The sequence below is a fragment of the Gilliamella sp. BG7 genome (genome assembly GCF_046635565.1).
Lineage (GTDB): Bacteria > Pseudomonadota > Gammaproteobacteria > Enterobacterales > Orbaceae > Gilliamella > Gilliamella apicola_P.
Genome location: NZ_JBIDFB010000004.1, coordinates 51,536 through 73,503, shown reverse-complemented (window position 1 = coordinate 73,503; position 21,968 = coordinate 51,536). Strand labels below are relative to the sequence as shown.

Genomic DNA, 21,968 nt, shown 5'->3' with positions numbered 1-21,968 from the left:
ACTTATTACAAGGTTAATTTGATGACCATTTTATTGAATTTTGTAATAAGATGATTCCAAAATTATTAATAATATAAAATATTTATAGTTGTTTTTAATTAATGCTCTCAATTTAATCGGTAAATGATACAATAGCATCCTAATTTTGTAATAGTTTATAGTTTAGGAATAAAATTGATGAAAAAAGACATCCACCAACAACGCATATTGATCCTTGATTTTGGTTCTCAAGTTACCCAGTTAATCGCTCGCCGAATTCGTGAAATTGGTGTGTATTGTGAACTGTGGCCGTGGGATGTATCAGAAGAGAAAATCAAACAATTTAATCCTAAGGGTATTATTTTATCAGGTGGTCCTGAAAGTACCACCGATGCTAATAGTCCTCGTGCTCCCGAGTATGTTTTTAATGCTGGCGTACCTGTTTTGGGTATTTGTTATGGCATGCAGACTATGGCAATTCAAGTTGGTAAGGGCGGTCAAGTCACTGGTTCTAACCAACGTGAATTTGGTTATGCTAAAGTGGATCTTGTTGGATCGTCAAAATTAACTGATGGTATTTTTGATAGCGCAAGTGAACAAGGCGTTAATCAACTTGATGTTTGGATGAGCCACGGTGATAAAGTAACAGCATTGCCTGATAGTTTCACACTGATTGGGCGTACTGAAACTTGCTCATTTGCTATTATGGCTAATGACGAAAAACAATTTTATGGCGTTCAATTTCATCCAGAAGTAACTCATACTGTAAAAGGTTTCGAGTTATTGCAACGTTTTGTGATTGATATTTGTCACTGCGAAAAACTTTGGACACCATCTTCAATTATTACCGATGCTATTGCTAGAATTAAAGAACAGGTTGGCAATGACAAAGTATTACTTGGCTTATCAGGAGGGGTTGATTCTTCTGTTACAGCATTGTTATTACACCAAGCTATCGGAGATCAATTAACTTGTGTATTTGTTGATCATGGTTTGTTACGCTTGAACGAAGCTCAACAAGTTATGGATATGTTTGGTAATAAATTTGGCTTAAATATCATAGCTGTAAATGCTGAAGACCGCTTTTTAGCTGCACTAAAAGGTGAAGCAGATCCTGAAGCAAAACGTAAAATTATAGGGCGTGAATTTGTTGCTGTATTTGATGAAGAGGCGGCAAAATTAAAAGATGTAAAATGGTTAGCTCAAGGTACTATCTATCCAGATGTTATTGAATCGGCTGCTGCTGATACTGGCAAAGCCCATGTAATTAAATCACATCATAATGTAGGCGGATTACCAAAAGATATGAAAATGGGCTTAGTTGAACCACTGCGCGAATTATTTAAAGATGAAGTCCGTAAAGTTGGTTTAGAACTTGGTTTACCTTATGACATGCTTTACCGTCATCCATTTCCTGGTCCAGGTCTTGGCGTGCGTGTACTTGGTGAGGTTAAAAAAGAGTATTGCGACTTGTTACGTCAAGCTGATGCCATTTTTATTGAAGAACTTTATAAAGCTGATCTATACCACAAAGTAAGTCAAGCCTTTACTGTGTTCTTACCTGTTCGTTCAGTAGGTGTAATGGGGGATGGTCGTAAATATGATTGGGTTGTATCCTTGCGTGCAGTTGAAACCATTGATTTTATGACGGCTCATTGGGCTCAGTTACCTTATGACTTCCTAGGACGAGTTTCAAATCGAATTATCAACGAAGTTAATGGTATTTCTCGTGTCGTATATGATATAAGCGGAAAACCACCAGCTACTATAGAGTGGGAGTAGATAACTATTCTTAAAATTAGTTTATGAATTAAAAAACAGCATTAAAAAGCTGTTTTTATTTTATAAATACCAGAAAACTCCAACAATGTAATTAACTATCAAATATAGTTGTAAAAAATATTCAGGAGTTTATACCGTTTAGTGATTAATTTGGGCATAGCAGTATCTCATTGTGATTTAGTGAGATGTCGGTTGATGGTTAATTTTTTCCGTTTTTAGAGCAATTGCTTGAACACACCATGTGATTTTTTCCTGTAGGTAAGGTTTTCCAGTAACTTCAGTCATTATCATCTCGTATTTTTAGCAGATAACCATGATATTTAGCCGGCTAGTTTAGGTGTTGGTGGTCTGTTATTTTTGTATTCAAATCCTCTTTAACTTTTATCATAGAAAATTTTCTACTTTTTGCTGTACAATTTTAGGAAATAATTACAGAAGCTTTCTTGGATATTATGGCAAAATCACAATTTTCTTTTGTCCTCAAAATCCAATCACAATAAAATTAATAATTTTTTAATAATCTTACAATCTCTTTAATATCATTCGGAGTTGTTTGGCAACAACCGCCAATTAATTTTGCGCCTAATTTAGTCCAAGTTGGTAGTTGATTTTTGAAGGTGCAATCATGTAGATGGTTTTTATGCCACTGTTTGGTTGTCGGATCATATTGTTCGCCTGAATTTGGATAAACAATTAATGGTTTGGTTGTAAGCTTATTTAGTACCTCTAATGCTGGAGTAACACTTTCTAAAGCTATGCAGTTAACACCCAGGCTTACAATTTGATCGAAGTTGTTTAAATAATTTATTACTTGTGATAATGGTGTGCCATCACTAAGATGTTGGGCATTTTTTAATGTAAACGAAAACCATGCATTGATAGTTGGAAACTGCTGTATCAATTTAACTAACGCTTTAATTTCAGCAAAAGAAGGTAAAGTTTCACAAGCAAGGATATCAACTTGGGCATCAATCAAGGCTTGAATGCGATCACGGTGAAAATCAATAAATTCAGCTTCAGTTAGTTGATAGTCGCCAGTATATTCTGACCCATTAGCAAGATATGCACCATAGGGACCAACTGACCCAGCAATCAGTAACATTTTATTTTGCTTTGTTTCATTCAAATACTGCTGTTTAGCTTGTTGTGCGAGTTCAACGCTTTTTTTAATTAATTTGATAGATTTATCAAACGTAATTGCTTTCTTTTCAAACCCTAAGGGGGTAGCTTGATAGCTGGCGGTGATTACACAATCGGCTCCAGCTTTAAAATAGTCATAGTGAACTTGGTAGATTAGTTCGGTTTTTTCGATTAACACTTTTGCCGACCATAAACTATCATTAAGATCACATCCCCGACGCTGCAATTCGCTCGCTAGTGCTCCATCGATAATAATGTAATTTTTTTGCTTTAATAATACGCTAATTGGATTATAACTTGTCATTTTTTACTACTCGTTTTTGATAAGATTGGGTAAAGTGATGTGCAATAAAACAGACAATTACAAAAGGAATACCGCAATAAAGCGCAATGCGTTGTTCTGGATCGAACGCTAAGCCAATGCAAGCAATCAAACATAGAATAAACCCTAAAATTGGCACAAAAGGGTAAAATGGTGCTTTATATTTTAAGGCATTTTTTTGATTTTCGGATAGTTGCTTTCTAAAAAAGTAATGTGAAATGCAAATACTTAACCAAACTGCTACCACGGCGAAGCCAGAAATAGCGGTTAATGCTACAAATACAGTATCAGGAGCTATCACGCTTGAAAATAACGCTAACAATCCACCAAGCATACTTACTGCAATAGCGATCATTGGAATACCTTTATTGGTTAATTTAGCAAAGCACTTTGGTAGTGTACCTTGATTAGACAACGACCACATCATACGCCCAGAGGCATAAAGTCCTGAATTAGCGGCTGATAAAATAGCGGTTACAATAACAAAATTAAATATATCAGCAGCATATGGAATACCGATATTTTCAAATACCATTACAAATGGACTAGTAATAACGCCAGCTTGATCCATAGGTAGTAGAGAGGCTAACACAATAATGGTTCCAATAAAAAAGAGAATCAATCTTAAAATTGTTGTTTTAATGGCAAGTGGAATCGATTTTTCGGGATTATGGGTTTCGCCCGCAGCAATACCAATTAACTCGGTACCAGAAAAGGCAAAATTAACTGAAACCATCGTCATGATAATTGGTGTTATACCATTAGGAAACCAGCCATTATCGGTAATATTGTGTAAAAAAGGTGCTGGCATGTCATTTTTCATAGGAACAAAACCAAAGATAGCAGCAGCTCCAGCAACAATAAAAATAATAATAGTGATGACTTTAATGATTGAAAACCAAAATTCACTTTCGGCAAAGAATTGAGCGGTTATAATGTTTAATGCAAAGATTACGATACAAAAAATTAAACACCAAATCCAGACCGAAACAGTAGGGAACCAATACTTCATACATAATCCAGCTGCGGTTAGACTTGAACCAAGTGCCACTGTCCAAGTTAACCAATACAGCCAAGCAACGGTATAACCAGTGCCAGGACTAATAAAGCGAGAAGCATAAGTGTGAAATGCACCTGTTTCAGGCATAGCGACAGCCAGTTCTCCTAGGCACAACATCACTAAATAAACAACTAATGCACCAATTAAATAAGCAATAATAGCGCCAATAGCCCCTACTGTAGCAATAATATAGCCAGTATTAAAAAATAGACCTGTACCAATAACACCACCAAGGGATAGCATAATTAAATGGCGGGTTTTCATGGTTCGTTCAAATTGGTTTTCGGTTGTGGATAATGAATTTGTATTCATAAATGTTTTTTAGTTTTAATTAGAAATAATGAAATTCCGCCAGAATCAGTGGCGGAACAGGTTGGTTTGAACAATAAACAAGCTATTATAATTGCTCAAAGAATTCTTCCTTTGTTACTTTTCTGCCATTTACGTTAACTTCGTTGCTATCTTTAGTTAGGCTAACATCGGAATAGATACCTTTGGTTTCACCATTGCTTGAAGTCAAAAATTGGAAGTTACTTATGAAAAAGGCTGACATCATTTGTAGGTTTTGGTTTGCTTTAGCAATTTGTTCAGGTGTTACCTCGTTAGAGTTAGGGTTTTCGAACTGTGCGGACGTATACGCTAATACATCAAATGGTGCTTCAAGTTTTAATTTTAGTGAGTCAATTTTATCGTAATCAGCTTCATCAATAGCTGTACTATCTATATCAGACATACTGAACATTAAGTTAAGATTAATATCGCCAGCAGGATTGTGCCAATTTAATTTGTTTAGTGAAAAATTAATGGAGTGTTTTTGGTTAGTATAATCTGAGTCAGGATAACCTATTTCCAATTGATTGCTAAACAAATGTTTATCAAGTCCCTTAAAGTCAATATCTATCGAGCCATTACCCAAATTTTGTTGACCATAAATAATTGAGTCAACACTACTTAAAAATGAACCATCGACAGTGTTTGTGACGTCATTTAAGATGTTTTTTTGGTCCATAACGAGTTTATTAATAACAACTGAAACAGATTTTGACTTAAAAGATGTAGGATAGGTAAATGAAATTTTATCAACTTCAACTTTAGTTGAAATATCAGAACCAGTAGTATGGCTATTTATTGTATAATGCCCCTCACCAAGCTCCAATATACCATCAAAGGCTGGAATTTCGTCTTCAGTAGCTTTTATCGCTTTGCTTGCTAATTTTACGGTGATATATTCGCCATAACTTACACCTGCATGTCCGGTAATAAAAGGCTGATTGCCAGCTAGTTTCCAAAGTATCGGATTATTTTGTTGACTCATTTCGTATTCTAACCAAGCCATTTGTGGCGCAAAACTCCCTTTGGCGAGTGAGGCTATAGGGAAAGGGCCATGATGAATGGTAATATCATCATCAAATATGGTTTTTGGTTGCGCATCTTCACCTATAGTGTTTCTAAGTGACGCTGTAACGGTTAAATGCAATTTAGTTGAAAAGATATTTTTTTCATAATTACTCTTTATAATATTAAACTTAAACTCGTCTTGAGTTTGATTAATTTTGTTTGTAATTTGTATCAATTGGTTATCGATGTTATTTTCGATCATGTTGCCGGTGTACCATGACGTACCTACATATGCAATTCCTAATACGGCAACTATTCCTATAGCAAGTGTGTTTTTTTTCATTATAGTTCTCTTAGTTATTTGTTCTATTTTAGATTATCATTCTTGATGATTTGTAAAGTCAGACAACAAATTTTTGATATATTCAATACGATCGATTCGTTGCAATTCTGATTTTTGTAATTTTAATCGATTTGAACTTTCTAAGCGATAATTTTTTGGTTCTTTTTGAATTATTTCAATTAAGTAATCGACTGACACCTTATTACTATTACCGAATTCAATATAACCGCCTTTTTCACCAAATTCAATCTTAGTAATGCCTAATTGAGTTGCGTGATAACGGATTTTGGTAGTTTCTAGTAAAAAAAACACTGCATCGGGCAATTTACCAAAACGATCTCGCATTTCAACTTGAATATCGGTGAGTTCGATAAGATCGGTGATACTCGCAATACGTTTATATAGTGATAAACGTGTATTAACATCGGGAATAAAATCATCAGGAATAAGTGTTGGCAAGCGTAACTCAATTTCTGTTTGTTGATTATTGAGTAATGATTCAAGTGTTGGCTCTTTGCCTTCTTTTAGTGATTTGACGGCCTCATCAAGTAGCTCAATATAAAGGTTAAAGCCAATGGTCTCAATTTGACCGCTTTGATCGCTGCCTAATAATTCCCCAGCACCTCGAATTTCAAGATCGTGTGTGGCTAAAGCAAAACCTGCACCTAAATCTTCAAGTGAGGCAATTGCTTCTAGGCGTTTTTTGGCATCTTTAGTGAGTAATTTAGGATGTGGAGTTAATAGATAAGCATAAGCCTGATGATAAGAACGTCCAACTCGTCCTCTGAGCTGATGTAACTGGGCTAAACCAAATTTATCGGCACGATCAATGATAATGGTATTGGCATTAGGAATGTCGATACCAGTTTCAACAATGGTTGTACAAACAAGTATGTTAAAACGTTGATGATGAAAGTCATTCATTACGCGCTCTAAGTCGCGTTCATGCATTTGCCCATGACCAATGGTAATTCGTGCTTCGGGCACCAGCTCTGCAAGTTTTTCGCTTACTTTTTCGATATCAGAAATATCATTGTGTAAGTAATAAATCTGACCACCACGTAAAATTTCACGCAAAATGGCTTCTCTAATCACGAGATCATCATATTCTCGAACAAAGGTTTTCACTGCTAATCGGCGAGCTGGAGGGGTCGCAATAATAGAAAGATCCCGCATACCACTCATTGCCATGTTGAGGGTTCTTGGAATTGGCGTTGCGGTTAGTGTTAGAATATCAATGTTTGCTCGCATTGCTTTAATTCGTTCTTTTTGGCGGACGCCAAAACGATGTTCTTCATCAACAATCAACAGGCCTAAATCTTTCCATTTGATATCTTCTTGTAACAATTTATGTGTGCCAATTACAATATCAATTTTGCCTTCACCAAGAGCTTCTATAATACTTTTTTGTTGTTTGGCGGTTTTGAATCGAGACAGGCTTTCTATGCGAATTGGCCAGTTTGCAAAGCGATCACAAAAGCTTTCGTAATGTTGTTCTGCAAGTAAAGTTGTAGGAACTAAAACTGCTGTTTGTTTATGATTAATAACGGCTAAAAAAGCAGCTCGGATCGCTACTTCTGTTTTACCAAATCCAACATCACCACAGACTAATCTATCCATGGCATAAGGAGAGCACATATCGCCAATTACTGCCCCAATGGCATTTTGTTGATCATCAGTTTCTTGATAAGGAAACCCTTGGCAAAATAATTCATACTGCTCTCGGTCTTGTTTAAATTCAAATCCGGGTTTACTTTCACGTTCAGCGTAAATATCTAGTAATTCAGCTGCAACATCTCGTACTTTTTCGGCCGCTTTTTGCCGTGCTTTGCTCCATGCATCAGTACCTAATTTATTCAATGGTGCGTTCTCTTCATCGCCACCAGAATAACGGCTAATTAGATTTAATGATGAAACAGGAACATAAAGCTTGGTGTCATTAGCATATAATAGAATAAGATATTCAGCCGTAATCCCACCTGTTTCTAATGAGGTAAGTCCTGCATATCGACCAACGCCATGTTCTAAATGGACAACGGGTTTGCCGGGTGTTAGCTCAGCTAAACTACGAATAAGTGAATCAGTATTGATAGCTTGTTTATTTTCTTTTTTGCGACGAACTACTCGTCGTCCTAATAGCTCATTTTCAGTAATAAAGGCAAAATTATCTTGCTGATTGATAAAGCCTTGTTCACTAGCTCCAACGATTAAATAAAATCGGCTATCACCGTTTTTTCGTTCATCAAGTAAATTGATGGTAGTGGGATGAATACGAATTCGTCCAAGAATTTCTTGTAAAGCCTCTTTGCGTCCTTCTGATTCAACCGAAAAGATGATTGTTCCTGCAAAATTTTCAACAAATTTTTGAAATTGCAAATAAGGATCTTTTTGTTGAATCTCAATAGCAATATTAGGTAATGCTATATAAGGCAAATTAACGTTTTTATTTGATTCAGTGGTTATTGCATGCGATAAAACCATTCTTGAGTAGTTTTTGAAATTGGCAAAAATCTCGTCAGTTTTAGACCAAATAACATTTGGTGCAAGTAATGGTCGCATAGGATCGACTTTGCGACTTTCATAACGTTGGGTAATATCTTGCCAATATTTGTTAGCATATTGCTCAATATTAACTGTATTGATAATTAAGCTATTTGCTAAAAAATAAGAAAATAGAGGTGTTAATGGTTCGTTAAAAAACAGTGCTTGCCAATATTCAATACCGGTTGGCAAAATATTTTTACTAACTTGTTGATAGATGCTTTCTGAGTCTAATCTAACTTCAAATTGTTCTCGCCATTGACTACGAAACAACTCAATAGCTGTTTTATCGAAAGGAAACTCATGGGCTGGTAGCAATTGTATTTCAGCAATTTCACCAAAGGTACGTTGAGTTTCGACATCAAAAGTACGAATACTGTCGATTTCATCATCAAAAAAATCGATGCGATAAGGCTTATCACTGCCCATGGGGTAGATATCAAAAAGCGCTCCACGAGTAGCATATTCGCCATGCTCCATAACTTGGCTGACTGAACGATAGCCAGCATTTTCAAGTTGAAGGCGTAAATGTTCTCGGCTAATTTGTAAGCCTTTTTTCATCATAAAAACATGTCCACCCAAATAACTTTGTGGACAGACTTTTTGCATTAAGGTATTAATGGGTAAAATTAACGCCCCTTTGGTTAAATGTCCAAGATGATAAAGGCAAGATAAGCGTTCTGATACGATATCTTGATGAGGAGAAAAGCTGTCATAAGGCAATGTTTCCCAATCTGGAAAGATAATAGAAGGGAAGGATGTAAACTGCTTTAGTTCTTCATGAATGCGCGAGGTTTGTTGCATATCATCAGTGACAATCACAACTATACCTTCATGTGCATCTATAGCTTGAGCGCAAAATTGTGATAAGGAAGAGCCAACTAGCTGCCCAATTTGCTTTACTTCACCTGATTTTTGAGGAATTAAGTTTGAAATATTAACTGTTTTAGACATGATGAGTTCGTTGATGTCGCTGAAAATTTATTGTCAGATTATAACGTAAGTATGAGGTTGTTTTCTATAACTGTTTAATCCTGTATGATAAGCACCTTGCATTTAACTAGCAAAACTTTGTAAAAAAGTTTCAGGTAATATATACGTTTATGTCAAAAATATTTCGTCCATTAGTATTCTTTATTGGTTTGCGCTATGTATACGGGCAAAAAACGGATGGGTTTGGTCGCTTTGTATCATGGTTGTCGATGATTGGGATTATGTTAGGTTCAATTGGTCTAATTGTGGTCTTATCTGTCATGAACGGGCTTGAAGATCAGATGCAAAGTAGTATTTTAAAGTTTTTACCTCAAGCCCAGATCACAACACCACAAGGTAGGATAGATCCTAAGGTCATTACTCGTGAGCAATTTAATCAGATTCAAGGTGTTAATCGTATTAGTTCTTTGGTGTCGAGTGATGTGGTTTTGCAAAGTGAGCAAAGTATCACTGTAAGCACACTAATGGGCATTAACCCAGAAGATGATGATCCTATTAATGATTATATCTATAGTGGATCGTTATTAGATCTTCAAGCAGGGCAATACAATGTTATCATAGGGCAAACGTTAGCTAATCAATTAGGTGTAACCGTTGGCGATAAAATACGTTTAATGGTAACAGATGCAAGTCAAATTACCCCAGTTGGGCGTATACCTTCCCAGCGTTTATTTAATATTGTAGGACTGTTTACCGTTAACCACGATATCAATCAAACGCTTATTTATGTCAATCAATCTGACGCTAAAAACTTATTACGTTATCCTCCTAATATGATTAGCAGTTGGCGTCTATTTTTAGATAAACCACTGGATATTGCCTCGATAACCAATACCCCATTACCTGAAGGATTAGTCTTTAAAGATTGGCGAGCTAAACGCGGTGAATTATTTCAAGCCATTAAAATGGAAAAAAATGTCATGGGATTACTTATTAGCCTGATTGTGATTGTTGCGGCTTTTAACATTATTACTTCATTAAGCTTGTTGGTGATGGAAAAGCAAGGCGAAGTCGCTATTTTAAAAACACAAGGTCTGTCTCGCTTTAAAATTATGTTAATTTTTATTATTCAAGGTGCAAGTTCAGGAATAATTGGCACGTTATTAGGTAGCGCCTTAGGACTGCTACTTGCTATTAACTTAAACGAAATCATGCAATTGTTAGGTTTATCTTTAGCTGGTATCTTGCTACCTTCATTGGTTGAACCATCGCAAATTATTTTAATTATTATTGGATTGCTTATGTTATCGCTAATTTCAACACTTTATCCTGCATATCGTGCCGCCAATATTCAACCTGCCGAGGCTTTACGTTATGAATAATTCACAAATATTACTAAGTGCCAAAAATCTTTATAAAACTTATAACGAAGGCAAAATGGTAACCGAGGTTTTAAAAAATGTCTCGTTTGACATTTATTCACAATCATTACTCGCCATTATAGGTAGTTCAGGATCAGGTAAAAGCACTTTACTGCATTTGCTTGGTGGCTTAGATAATCCCACATCTGGCGAAATTATTTTTAAATCACATCAGTTAAATCAATTATCTGAACAAGAAAAGGCACGTCTACGCAATCAAGAAATTGGCTTTGTTTACCAATTTCACCACCTATTGCCTGACTTTACCGCGCTTGAAAATGTAGCCATGCCACTATTAATTGGCGGCGTTTTACCCAACGAAGCTAAAAAACGGGCTATGGCAATGCTAGAGTCGGTTAATTTAGTCAAACGAGCAAATCATCGTCCTTCCGAGTTGTCTGGCGGAGAACGCCAACGAGTGGCAATAGGGCGTGCATTAATTAATAACCCCGCTTTAGTAATGGCTGATGAGCCAACAGGTAACCTTGATAAATCAACAGCCGATTCTATTTTTGAGCTACTGATTAAATTAAATCGTGAACATGGAACTGCGTTTTTGGTTGTTACACATGATCTTGAGCTTGCCAATAAACTTGATAAACAAATGGTGATGAGAGATGGTCAACTTTCTGATAGCGCATCATTAGATAACAATTAATGGATAATTAATATGAATTTATCTTTAATTACCGCCATAAAATTTCGAAAAGGGCGTCGCAAAAGTGGTATGGTGTCGTTAATTTCGATTATCTCAACACTCAGCATTGCTATTGGTATTGCGGCATTAATTATTGGCTTAAGTGCCATGAATGGCTTTGAGCGTGAATTACACAATCGAGTGTTATCGGTAGTGCCACATGGACAATTCTATCCAGAGTACGGCAATTTAGATAATTGGCAACACGTTCAACAAGAACTTAAAAACAATAGTAATATTGTATCAGCCTTACCATTTGTTAATTTTACTGGATTAATTGAAAACGGTAGCAAACTTGGTGCTGTGCAAGTACAGGGTCTTGACCCTGAACAAGAAATGCAAATCAGTTCACTACCGAATTATGTACTGAATAATAAATGGCAAGATTTTAAGCCCGATAACCAACAAATTATTATTGGAGCAGGGCTTGCTAAAAATTTATCAGTGAGAGAAGGGGGATGGGTTTCTTTATTAATTCCTGTTTCGAGTAGTCCAAATCAACTCAAACCACCTAAAAGAGTCCGTTTGCAAGTAGTAGGGATTTTAGAATTAAGTGGCAGCTTGAGTAATAACATGGCTTTAATTCCATTAACAGATGCACAGAAATTATTAAATATGGGCGATAGCGTTACAGGTATTATGGTAAATGTAAAAGACGTTTATCAATCCAATAACCTTATTGGTCAAGCAGCATTAGGGCTTGACGAAGATCTGTTATTTAATAGTTGGGAACAGACGTTTGGCTTTATGTATCGTGATATTCAAATGATTAGGCAAATCATGTATCTGGCCATGATTGTAGTGATTGGCGTGGCCTGTTTTAATATTGTATCCACTTTAGTCATTGCCGTAAAAGATAAACAGCGTGATATTGCCATATTAAAGACCCTAGGCGCAACTAATCGTTTAATCAAACATATTTTTATATGGTATGGAGTGATTTCAGGGTTAATTGGCAGTCTAATTGGAGTTATTTTAGGCGTAATACTGTCATGGCAACTTTCTAACATCATGGGCTTTATTGAGTCATTAATGGGGCATAAAATCTTAAATAGCAATATCTATTTTATTGATTTTTTACCATCCGAAATTCATCTGTTTGATGTGGTGATAGTGTTTATAACCGCCATGTTACTTAGCTTAATTGCTAGCTATTATCCAGCTAAACGTGCGTGTAAGATTGAGCCTGCACGGATTTTAAATAGCTTTTAAATAGCTTTTGCATAAATAAGGCGCTGTTTAATGATAATCAGCGCCTTTTTATTATTAATAATAGACATAATAACCACTAGGCAAAGCATAGTGCATATATTGCACATAGATCCCCAATGCAGTCACAATAAATACAAGACCAATAATAAGTAGAGTTAACTTACTTGGGTATTTGAACATTTTAATACATAACGAAACAGCCCCACCAAGCACAAAACCAGCGCAAGCACCACCGATATGCGCCATATTATCGATAGATGGCAATAACCCTAACCCAGCAGTTAATACTAAACTCACCAGCATTGCTTTGACTGGCATTTCTTGTATATTGGTTTTAAACACCAAACAATAAGCCAACAATGCGGTAATAATACCTAAAATTGCTCCAGATGCCCCACAGCTAATCACATTTTGATTGATGGTGGCAATATCGCTTGATAAGCTTCCTACTAGCCCTGAAAAAAAGTAAATGCCAACAAAAGCAAGGCAAGGAATGCGCTGTTCTAAAATAGGACCAATGCTCCATAATGCCAGCATATTCATAGCTAAATGAGTAAAACTGATATGCATAAATAAATTGGTAAACATGCGCCAATATTGGCCAGAAAAAGTTAACTCCGCAACATCGGCACCCCAATCAATCAAAAAATGATTTTCATATAATGGCGAAAACCCACGGCTATCAACTAGCCGAAATGCAAAAAAACACAGAATATTGATTACTACCAGCGTTGTTGTGATTTTAGATTGACTGGCGTAATATTTAATATCATTAAAGGTGCTCATTAAAAATCCTTTTGAATAGGTAAATTTTATCGATAGAGGTCAGTTAATCTAACCGTTTACCTAATATCACTAAATCACGCTGAACATTATCTAATTCAGCAATTTTTGGAAGAAGTCCCCATTGTTGATACTGCATTTTTTTAAATAAATTAACACTAGGTAAGTTATGTCGAAACACATAGCTAAAAATTGTCTCAATTCCAGCTTGTTTAGCAAATTGTTCGATTTTATCCACCATAAATTGACCAATTTTTTTGCCACGAAAATCTTGATGAAGATATAAGCTAATCTCAACGGTTTTATAAAAAGCGGGACGACCATAAAACGAAGATAAACTAATCCAACCACAAGGTTTATCTTGATATTTAATTAACCAAAGTGGAAGATTGTTAGGGTTATGCTGGTAAAACCATTCCAATCGACTTTCAACAGAAACAGGCACTGTATCGGCAGTAACTTGGCCACCAGCAATTGTTGAATTATAAACATCAACAATAAATGGTAAATCTTCTAATGTAGCATCGTGGTAAGTAATCATGTTTTTTGCTTTAAGTGGTTTAAAGTGAAATTATTGTAATTTTATTATTGTTTATTGGCAATAAAGCATATTTTTATAGTGAGAAAAATAATGTATAGTAATATTTCACATTTAAAATAAAATCAATTCACTAGATGTATTTTTTGAAAATACAATTTAAAAATTGCTTCAAAATATAAAATTTAGCTAACCCTTTTTTTTAAAATAAATTAAAATCAATAAAAACAAAAGGTTAATAATGTCTTGTAAAAAAGGGTTTTTGACAGAAAAATCCTGTTTGCCATTTTGCTAAATGGAGTTATAGTATATTGGCTTCGTTTACCACCGTGTAGGCGGTTTAGAAAGACCTGATGTTACTGAAAAAGCCTTTATTTATGTTTACCGCCGTGTAGGTGGTCACTATTACATAAAAACTTCAACAAAATCAATGCTTCACCGGAAGGTTTTTTATGATTCAATAATAACTCGTCCACGAGTGATGTCGCTAATGTTTTTTTGTAGAAGTTGCAATTTGTCTTTTGTGATAGCGACGTTTACTTTTACACCTTCAGCATCAAACTCTTGATTTTCAACAATGGAATCAAGTTCCTTTAGACGATTTTCGATAATTGGCCATTCGTTATAATAGCAGTGAAATTGTAGCGTTATGCGGGCAATGAGTTCAATTAGCTCAGCTTGTTGTAAGCAGTGGCTAGCCGAACCGCCATAGGCACGAATTAATCCTCCAGTACCTAATTTTATGCCACCAAAGTAACGAGTTACTACTACAACCACTTGGTCACAATCTTGTCCTTCAATGGCTGAAAGAATAGGGCGACCTGCTGTACTAGTGGGCTCGCCATCGTCATTAAATCGGTATTGTTGTCCAATCTTCCATGCCCAGCAGTTGTGGGTGGCGTTGAGATCGCTTATTTGATTAATAAAGTCGGTAGCTTGTTCAGCTGATGTGACTGGCGCTGCATTGACAATAAAACGACTTTTTTTGATTTCTTCTGTTAACTCGGTAGGATTTGCTAATGTATATGGCATGCTAATTCTGATAAAATCAATCTATTGGAATAATGATACTGAACAGAATAAAAATGTCTATCAATTTAGAACAATTAATGCAAACACAGCAGGCGTTAGCCAAGCAGGTTAAATGCGATGATGACTTTAATCCGTCAATAAATTACGTTGGTGGTACTGATGTCGGTTTTGAAGATAATGGCAAGATTACTCGAGCAGCAATCGTTATTTTGCGCTATCCAACTTTCGAGGTTGTTGAGTATCATATTGCTCGGGTTGAGACAGGGTTTCCTTATATTCCTGGTTATTTGTCTTTTCGGGAATACCCTGCGCTACTTGCCGCTTGGCAGCAGGTAAAACAAAAGCCTGATTTATTGTTAGTTGATGGGCAAGGTGTTGCACATCCTAGGCGGTTAGGTATTGCGAGTCATTTAGGCTTGTTGTTAGATATGCCAACAATTGGTGTTGCTAAAAAAAGGCTTTGCGGTCAATACGAAATATTACCTAAGAAAGCAGGTAATGTAACACCTTTACAAGACGAGCAAGAACAGATTGGTTGGGTTTTATGTAGTAAAAATAATTGCAATCCTTTATTTATTTCAACAGGTCACCGAGTAAGTCAAGATAGTGCCTTAAAATGGGTTAATTTATGCTTGCGGGGCTATCGTTTGCCAGAACCGACTCGCTGGGCTGATGCGATAGCATCCAACAAGCCTTTGTTTAAGAAGTTTATTTATGCAGAATAATTCATTACCGTTAAAAAAAGGTGGCTTTACTTTTAAGCGTTTTTTTGTGGCGCACGATAAAAGTCCAATGAAGGTAACAACCGATAGTTGTTTGTTAGGGGCTTGGGTTCCGATTGATTCGGCTCCGCAAAAGGTACTCGATATTGGCTGTGGTTGTGGTGTAATTGCGTTAATGTTAGCTCAGCGGTTAGAACATGATAACAGCCAAATTGATGCCATCGATATTGATATGCAGGCGGTATCACAATGTCAGCAAAATAGCGAACAAGCTGGATTTACTTCGATTAATGCGATTAATACCGATATTAATCAATTTCAGCCAAGTTATGAGGTGGGCTATGATTTGATTGTGACTAATCCCCCTTATTTTGAAACTGCTGTTGATTGTCGCAATTCCCAAAGACAGTTGGCACGTTATACCGAATGCTTGAACTTTCAACAGCTTATTGACACAGTTAAGCGCTTACTAAAACCGAAAGGGCAATTTTGTTTAGTTTTACCTTATCATTTATCCAATCAGTTTAGGTTATTATGTGAATCTAATCAGTTATATTTACTCCAACTGATGAATGTTAGATATAATGCAGATAAAGACTTTTCGTTATCATTATTGGCTTTTTCATTTATCCAGACTAATAAGATTGATGAGCAGCAATTGTGTATGCGAGATGGTGATGGGCGTTATTCTCAAGACTTCAGAAAATTATTAGCTGACTTTTATCTATTTCGAAAATAATACATAAATGATTGGATAATTAGATGTTAAATATATGATCTGCCACTCATTTTAGAGGATAACTACAATTGTTTACAATGCGTGTAATTTTACATCTTAGGAATTGAGGTTTACATATTTTAGGTGAATTGATACGATAGTTTATTTATTTACCATTATCTTTTGATTAATCAAATATGTTTTATCTTATTTTTGTAACAATTATTTGGTCTTTTTCGTTTAGTTTTATAGCGGTTTATTTAAGTGGGCAGGTAGATAGTTGGTTTGCAGTTGTTATGCGAGTGTTATTTGCTTTTATTACTTTTACACCATTTTTACGTTTTAAAAATATTTGTTTTAAGCAGATGTTGCTTTTGATGGGAGTAGGAGCATGTCAATTAGGGATTATGTACTTTTTTTATTATAATTCCTTCCAATATATTTCAGTACCTGAAGTGCTGTTGTTTACCATTTTTACACCAATTTATGTCACGATTATTTATGATTTATTGCAAGGTCATCCATTAAGATTGAGTTACCTTTTTACGGCAATAATAGCAGTTATTGGTGCCGCTATTATTCGTTATGATCATATTAGTGCCAACTTTATTATTGGTTTTTTATTAATTCAAGGGGCCAATATTGTTTTTGCTTTAGGGCAAGTAGGATATAAAAGGATTATGGAAATTTACCCAATGCCACAACATCAAGCCTTTGCATGGGTTTATTTTGGTGCGGTGATTGTTGCTGCTTTGGGGTGGGTGTTATTTGGCAATTGGTCAAAATTACCCACAACTCATTTACAATGGGGCATTATTGTTTGGCTTGGTGTTATTGCGTCAGGTTTATGTTATTTTTTATGGAATTTTGGTGCAACCAAAGTCGATTCGGGGACTTTGGCAATTATGAATAATGTGGTTATCCCAACGGGGATTTTAGTAAATGTGGTGATTTGGCACCAATCCATTGATTGGTTACGGTTTTTATTGGGTAGTATTGTTATTGTTTTGGCATTGTTGCTGCACTACAAAATCAAAAAACGTGTTGTGCATTAATTGCCCGCCTTAAGGTAAATGCGTCATAATTGATAAAATCAACGGCGTTGTGATAGAAGACAATGCTGTTGATATTAATAAACTCGAAGCAATAGGTCCGTGTAACACTTCAAACTGTCTTGCCATCATATAACAATTTATTGCAATTGAAACCGAACTAAGTAATACCACTACCTGTAATTCCAAAGTTGGTAAACCTAATAGCTTACCCATAATGTAAGTAACAATTGGTAATGCAGCTAATTTTAAAATACAGATAGCGGTCGTAATAAGTAATTTGTCACGAATTTTATATTCAGCCAGTCCCATACCTAGCACAATTAATGAGAGTGGTGCAGTCATATCGCTGACCATTTTTGTTGACTGATTGATAAATTTAGGCATAGGTAATTCAATATAATTCACCACAATCCCAGCAAAAACACCAATAATAATAGGGTTTTTTGATATGTTTTTTAATGCTTTGATAAAGCTTCGTCCAGAAAATTTACCCATTTGAACAAATTCAATTGATACGGTAGCAAGTGTCCATAAAATCAGAGCGTTAAATATAACAATAATGGCTACAATGGGGATTGCTTTCTCGCCAAGTAGCATTTTGATGATGGGAATGCCAACAAAGACGGTATTAGTATAGATACCACCCATAGCAAAAAGTGTACTTTCTGAACCTGTTAATTTAAATAATTTTGATGCAACTAAACAACCAAACGCAAAGACGATAAATGATCCACCAAAAAAGACAAATAACACTTTTATATCGATTTGCGACTGTTCAGAAAAATGACTCATAATCTGAAACAGCATTATGGGGAATGCAATATAAAAAGTAAATTTAGTTAAGCTATCGGTTACTGTTTTTTGCCAACTACCAATTTTAACAGCTAAATATCCTAATAAAATTAAGATAAATAAAGGCAAAGTAGATAAAAACTGTGCCCATAATGTAGTAAGGAATTCCATCGTTATTATTTTATTGATGATTGCGTATAAAGTACCATTCTAAGTCAGTTGATCGTTTCGAATCAAATTGATAGCCTTCTAGATTAAAACTTTTAATATCGTCACTCTTTTCAATGCAATTTTTTATAATGTATCGGCTCATTAGTCCGCGTGCTTTTTTTGCATAAAAGCTGATAACTTTATAGGTATCTTTGCTTTGATCTAAAAAAATAGGTTGAATTATAGTTGCATTTAATTGTTTTGGTTTTATCACTTTGAAATATTCGTTTGAGGCTAAATTGATTAATGTGCGATGTGATGTTTTGACTAGTTCACTACTAAGGTGTTCTGTTAATGTATCGCCCCAAAATTGATAAAGATTAGTGTTACTACCATTTTTTAAGCGGATCCCCATTTCTAACCGATAAGGCTGAATTAGGTCAAGTGGTCTTAAAATACCATAAAGGCCTGATAATATTCTTAAATGGGATTGTGCAAACTTTAGATTTTTATCAGTAAAATCTTCAACATGTAATCCTTCATAAACATCACCTTTAAAAGCAAGTATAGCTTGTCTTGCATTTTCAAGATTAAAATCACTATGCCAATTTTTGAATCGCTCATAATTTAGTTCGGCTAATTTTTTGCTAATAGACATTAAGTTAACTAAATTCTCAACACTTAGTTTTTTGCAATCTTGAATAAGTCTTTTAGTTGAGCCAATAAATTGAGGAAGTGTGTAATTTGGGGTTAATAATGGAGATTGGCAATCCAAAGTTTTCGCAGGTGAAATAATTGTTATCATATATATTTAATCTATTGTGTTTTTCAGTAAATAGGTTTATTTTACATCTAATTCAACTCAAAGGAGTAGCAAAATGAACATCGATAGAAAAGAAATACATGATATTAAATCTTGGGCTTCTATTCGTGAAACCTCGATTGAAATTGCAGAAGCTATTTTTGAGCTAGCTAACCATGATGAAAAACTTGCCGAACAAATTTGGTCAGAAGGTAGTGATGAAGTGTTAAAAATTGCGTTTTCTAAAACCAAAGCGGATAAGTTGTTCTGGGGTGAGCAGACTATTGAACGTAAAAATGTTTAAATCTTTATGAATTTGACTTTTTTAGGAACAAGTGGTGGTTCCCCGACATTACAACGTAATGTGAGCTGTATTTTATTGGATCTGAGACAAGAGCGAGGTAAATTCTGGCTTTTTGATTGTGGTGAGGCAACTCAGATGCAAATGCAAAAAGCCAAGTTTAGTCTTGCTAAACTTGAGATCATTTTTTTAACACACTTACATGGTGATCATCTGTTTGGACTACCAGGTGTATTAGCATCTCGGTCTTCAATGCAAAACCAATCTCCTTTAACGCTGATTGCGCCAAAAGGAATTAAGCAGTTTATTGAAACTGTTATTGAAATTAGTTATTCTTGGTTAACCTATCCTCTTAACATCATTGAGCTTGAAGAAGATTGTACCGTTTTTGAAGATAATCAGTTTCAAGTAGAAGCAAAATTATTACAACATCGTGTACCGTGTTTTGGTTATCGTATTATCGAAAAAGATCTACCAGCTCAGCTTAATATCGATAAATTAAAGCAAGATAATATTCAGGCTGGTCCTTTTTATAACGATCTTAAAAATGGTAAAACAATTACACTTGATGATGGGCGAATAATTAATGGCACAGATTACTTAGGTCAAATTAAAAAAGGCCGAAAATTAGCAATTTTAGGTGATACTATTCCTTGCCAAACCTCAATTAATCTTGCTAATGATGTTGATTTGCTTGTTCATGAAGCAACCCAAGAACATGCTTTAATTGATAAGGCTATTGAACGTGGTCATTCCACTACTGTACATGCGGCAACGATTGCCAAACAAGCTAATGCCAAAAGACTTATTATGACTCATATAAGCCCAAGATATAATTTGAATAACAATAAAAAGCTAGTTAATGAAGCAAAAAGTGTTTTTGCAAATACTGAAATCGCTACCGATTTTGCAACTTTTTCCATTTAGTTAGATTTATTTTATAAAATTTCGCCGATGTTATTTTATCGGCGAATAAAAAACAGATTAAAGACAAAAATCCTTAATTAGTTGTTCTATTGCTATTTTAGTTGGTTTTAAAAAGTCCATTGAAATAAACTCATCGGGCTGGTGTGCTTGTTCAATTGAACCAGGTCCTAATACAATCGTTGGTGAAATTTGGTTTAGGTAGGGGGCTTCTGTGCTGTAGTTGACTGTTTGCGCACTATGACCAACTAATTTTTCAATGTGTTGTAATGCTGGATGATCTTTTTTGCACTCATAGCCCGGAATTGGGGCAACTTCGTATTCTATAGCAATTCGATTTGGATATTTATCCATAACTGGTTGCAGTGCTTCACAAAGCGCATGATAAAGTGAATCAACATCGTTATCGGGCAATACACGAATATCAATCACTAGCTCACAACAACCGCAAATACGGTTGGCCGCATCCCCCCCGTGAATAACACCTAAATTTAGAGTAGGGTAAGGAACGCTAAACCCGTCATTATGATATTGTTCTTTAAATTTTTGTTTTAGTACTAACAAGCGTTCAATGACTAAATTCATCACTTCGATAGCGTTAATACCTTTATCGGGATCACTAGAATGCCCTGATTTACCAATGACTTTAATGGAATTAGAGATAAATCCTTTATGTGCTCTGATGGGGATTAACGATGTTGGTTCGCCAATAATAGTACAGTCAGGTTGTAATTTAGTATTCTTCGCAAAAAATGCGGCACCAGCCATCGATGTTTCTTCATCGGCGGTGGCAAGGATATAAATGGGCTTAGTTAACTTTTTAAGATCAATGTCACGCAGAGCATCTAAAATAAAAGCAAAAAAGCCTTTCATATCAGCGGTGCCAAGTCCATATAACTTATTATTTTCTTCCGTTAACTTAAAGGGATCTTTAGTCCATTGCCCATCATCAAACGGAACAGTATCACTGTGTCCACTTAGCAATAAGCCACCTTGGGTTTTATTTTCGCTATTTGAATAGGTAGCTAGCATATTATATTTATGACGAGTATTAGGTACGGGTTGGATATCAATAGCAAAACCTAAATCTTCAAACCAACTGGCTAATTTATCAATAAGCGGTTTGTTAGAATAATCTAATTCCTCGTTAGCAACGTTACTAATTGTAGGTGTTGAAATTAATTCATTATACAGTGTTAAAAAAGATGGTAGCGTCATAAATTCACCTTTAAATGACAAATCGAAAATATACTTTTAATAATGTTATAAGCATACCATTTACATTATTTTTTGCATATAACTAACCACGCTGTTTCAATTAATGTTTTAGTCTAGGTAGAATTCAATATGAGCATTAACTAATGCATAGTTAGCTGATTATGA

Annotated in this window: 19 protein-coding genes; 9 read left to right on the top strand and 10 right to left on the bottom strand. The window is 35.2% G+C overall.

What is annotated here, in order from left to right; translation table 11 throughout:
- The first annotated feature begins 177 nt into the window (after positions 1–177).
- Positions 178–1,761: a glutamine-hydrolyzing GMP synthase gene (gene guaA, locus ACGH49_RS04120; RefSeq protein ID WP_411588318.1), complete on the top strand. Its 1,584-nt coding sequence runs from the start codon at positions 178–180 to the stop codon at positions 1,759–1,761.
- Between the two features lie 502 nt (positions 1,762–2,263).
- Here guaA and mmuM read toward each other — a convergent pair.
- The 4 genes from mmuM to mfd form a co-directional block, all read right to left on the bottom strand.
- On the bottom strand, positions 2,264–3,205 hold the full coding sequence (gene mmuM, locus ACGH49_RS04115; protein WP_411588317.1) for a homocysteine S-methyltransferase: 942 nt from the start codon (positions 3,203–3,205) through the stop codon (positions 2,264–2,266).
- A complete protein-coding gene (gene mmuP / locus ACGH49_RS04110) occupies positions 3,192–4,595 on the bottom strand; it encodes an S-methylmethionine permease (protein ID WP_411588316.1) in 1,404 nt (467 codons plus the stop codon). Before mmuP ends, mmuM begins: the two co-directional genes overlap by 14 nt.
- Positions 4,596–4,680: 85 nt before the next feature.
- Complete coding sequence (locus ACGH49_RS04105) at positions 4,681–5,964, bottom strand: YdgA family protein (RefSeq protein ID WP_411588315.1); 1,284 nt, start codon at positions 5,962–5,964, stop codon at positions 4,681–4,683.
- Positions 5,965–6,000: 36 nt separating this feature from the next.
- A complete protein-coding gene (gene mfd / locus ACGH49_RS04100) occupies positions 6,001–9,459 on the bottom strand; it encodes a transcription-repair coupling factor (protein WP_411588314.1) in 3,459 nt (1,152 codons plus the stop codon).
- 158 nt (positions 9,460–9,617) lie between these two features.
- Here mfd and lolC point away from each other — a divergent pair, with 158 nt between their 5' ends.
- Genes lolC through lolE form a run of 3 tightly spaced genes read left to right on the top strand, consistent with a single transcriptional unit; the run spans position 9,618 to position 12,768 of the window.
- Positions 9,618–10,820 (top strand): lipoprotein-releasing ABC transporter permease subunit LolC, encoded by a 1,203-nt coding sequence (gene lolC / locus ACGH49_RS04095; RefSeq protein WP_034946138.1) that lies wholly within the window; start codon positions 9,618–9,620, stop codon positions 10,818–10,820.
- Positions 10,813–11,517, top strand: coding sequence for a lipoprotein-releasing ABC transporter ATP-binding protein LolD (gene lolD / locus ACGH49_RS04090; protein WP_034911737.1), 705 nt, complete (start codon positions 10,813–10,815; stop codon positions 11,515–11,517). Before lolC ends, lolD begins: the two co-directional genes overlap by 8 nt.
- Positions 11,518–11,529: 12 nt before the next feature.
- A complete protein-coding gene (gene lolE / locus ACGH49_RS04085) occupies positions 11,530–12,768 on the top strand; it encodes a lipoprotein-releasing ABC transporter permease subunit LolE (RefSeq protein WP_034911734.1) in 1,239 nt (412 codons plus the stop codon).
- A gap of 54 nt (positions 12,769–12,822) precedes the next feature.
- Here lolE and ACGH49_RS04080 read toward each other — a convergent pair whose 3' ends face one another.
- The 3 genes from ACGH49_RS04080 to ACGH49_RS04070 all read right to left on the bottom strand — a co-directional run bounded on the left by ACGH49_RS04080 (position 12,823) and on the right by ACGH49_RS04070 (position 15,121).
- The gene (locus tag ACGH49_RS04080) at positions 12,823–13,554 is read right to left on the bottom strand and encodes a rhomboid family intramembrane serine protease (protein WP_411588313.1); all 732 of its coding nucleotides are present in this window, start codon (positions 13,552–13,554) and stop codon (positions 12,823–12,825) included.
- A gap of 43 nt (positions 13,555–13,597) precedes the next feature.
- Positions 13,598–14,092, bottom strand: a complete 495-nt coding sequence (locus ACGH49_RS04075; RefSeq protein WP_411588312.1) for an N-acetyltransferase family protein — start codon at positions 14,090–14,092, stop codon at positions 13,598–13,600.
- Positions 14,093–14,539: 447 nt separating this feature from the next.
- Entirely contained in the window at positions 14,540–15,121 is a 582-nt protein-coding gene (locus ACGH49_RS04070) for an IMPACT family protein (protein WP_065559996.1), read from the bottom strand.
- 59 nt (positions 15,122–15,180) lie between these two features.
- Here ACGH49_RS04070 and nfi point away from each other — a divergent pair, with 59 nt between their 5' ends.
- From nfi to ACGH49_RS04055, 3 genes are all read left to right on the top strand, one after another.
- Positions 15,181–15,846, top strand: a complete 666-nt coding sequence (gene nfi, locus ACGH49_RS04065; protein WP_411588392.1) for a deoxyribonuclease V — start codon at positions 15,181–15,183, stop codon at positions 15,844–15,846.
- On the top strand, positions 15,836–16,582 hold the full coding sequence (locus ACGH49_RS04060) for a tRNA1(Val) (adenine(37)-N6)-methyltransferase (RefSeq protein WP_411588311.1): 747 nt from the start codon (positions 15,836–15,838) through the stop codon (positions 16,580–16,582). Before nfi ends, ACGH49_RS04060 begins: the two co-directional genes overlap by 11 nt.
- A gap of 176 nt (positions 16,583–16,758) precedes the next feature.
- Positions 16,759–17,616: a carboxylate/amino acid/amine transporter gene (locus ACGH49_RS04055; protein WP_411588310.1), complete on the top strand. Its 858-nt coding sequence runs from the start codon at positions 16,759–16,761 to the stop codon at positions 17,614–17,616.
- A 9-nt stretch (positions 17,617–17,625) separates the two neighbouring features.
- Here ACGH49_RS04055 and ACGH49_RS04050 read toward each other — a convergent pair whose 3' ends face one another.
- Together ACGH49_RS04050 and yaaA are read right to left on the bottom strand one after the other, a co-directional pair.
- Positions 17,626–18,579 (bottom strand): AEC family transporter, encoded by a 954-nt coding sequence (locus tag ACGH49_RS04050; RefSeq protein WP_411588309.1) that lies wholly within the window; start codon positions 18,577–18,579, stop codon positions 17,626–17,628.
- A gap of 10 nt (positions 18,580–18,589) precedes the next feature.
- A complete protein-coding gene (yaaA, locus tag ACGH49_RS04045; protein WP_411588308.1) occupies positions 18,590–19,363 on the bottom strand; it encodes a peroxide stress protein YaaA in 774 nt (257 codons plus the stop codon).
- A gap of 73 nt (positions 19,364–19,436) precedes the next feature.
- On the opposite strand from yaaA, the gene ACGH49_RS04040 reads away from it, so the two are divergent.
- Positions 19,437–19,664 (top strand): YccJ family protein, encoded by a 228-nt coding sequence (locus ACGH49_RS04040; protein WP_065608543.1) that lies wholly within the window; start codon positions 19,437–19,439, stop codon positions 19,662–19,664.
- Between the two features lie 6 nt (positions 19,665–19,670).
- Positions 19,671–20,588 (top strand): ribonuclease Z, encoded by a 918-nt coding sequence (rnz, locus tag ACGH49_RS04035; RefSeq protein ID WP_411588307.1) that lies wholly within the window; start codon positions 19,671–19,673, stop codon positions 20,586–20,588.
- Positions 20,589–20,645: 57 nt separating this feature from the next.
- Here rnz and argE read toward each other — a convergent pair whose 3' ends face one another.
- Complete coding sequence (argE, locus tag ACGH49_RS04030) at positions 20,646–21,803, bottom strand: acetylornithine deacetylase (RefSeq protein WP_411588306.1); 1,158 nt, start codon at positions 21,801–21,803, stop codon at positions 20,646–20,648.
- Between the last annotated feature and the right edge of the window lie 165 nt (positions 21,804–21,968).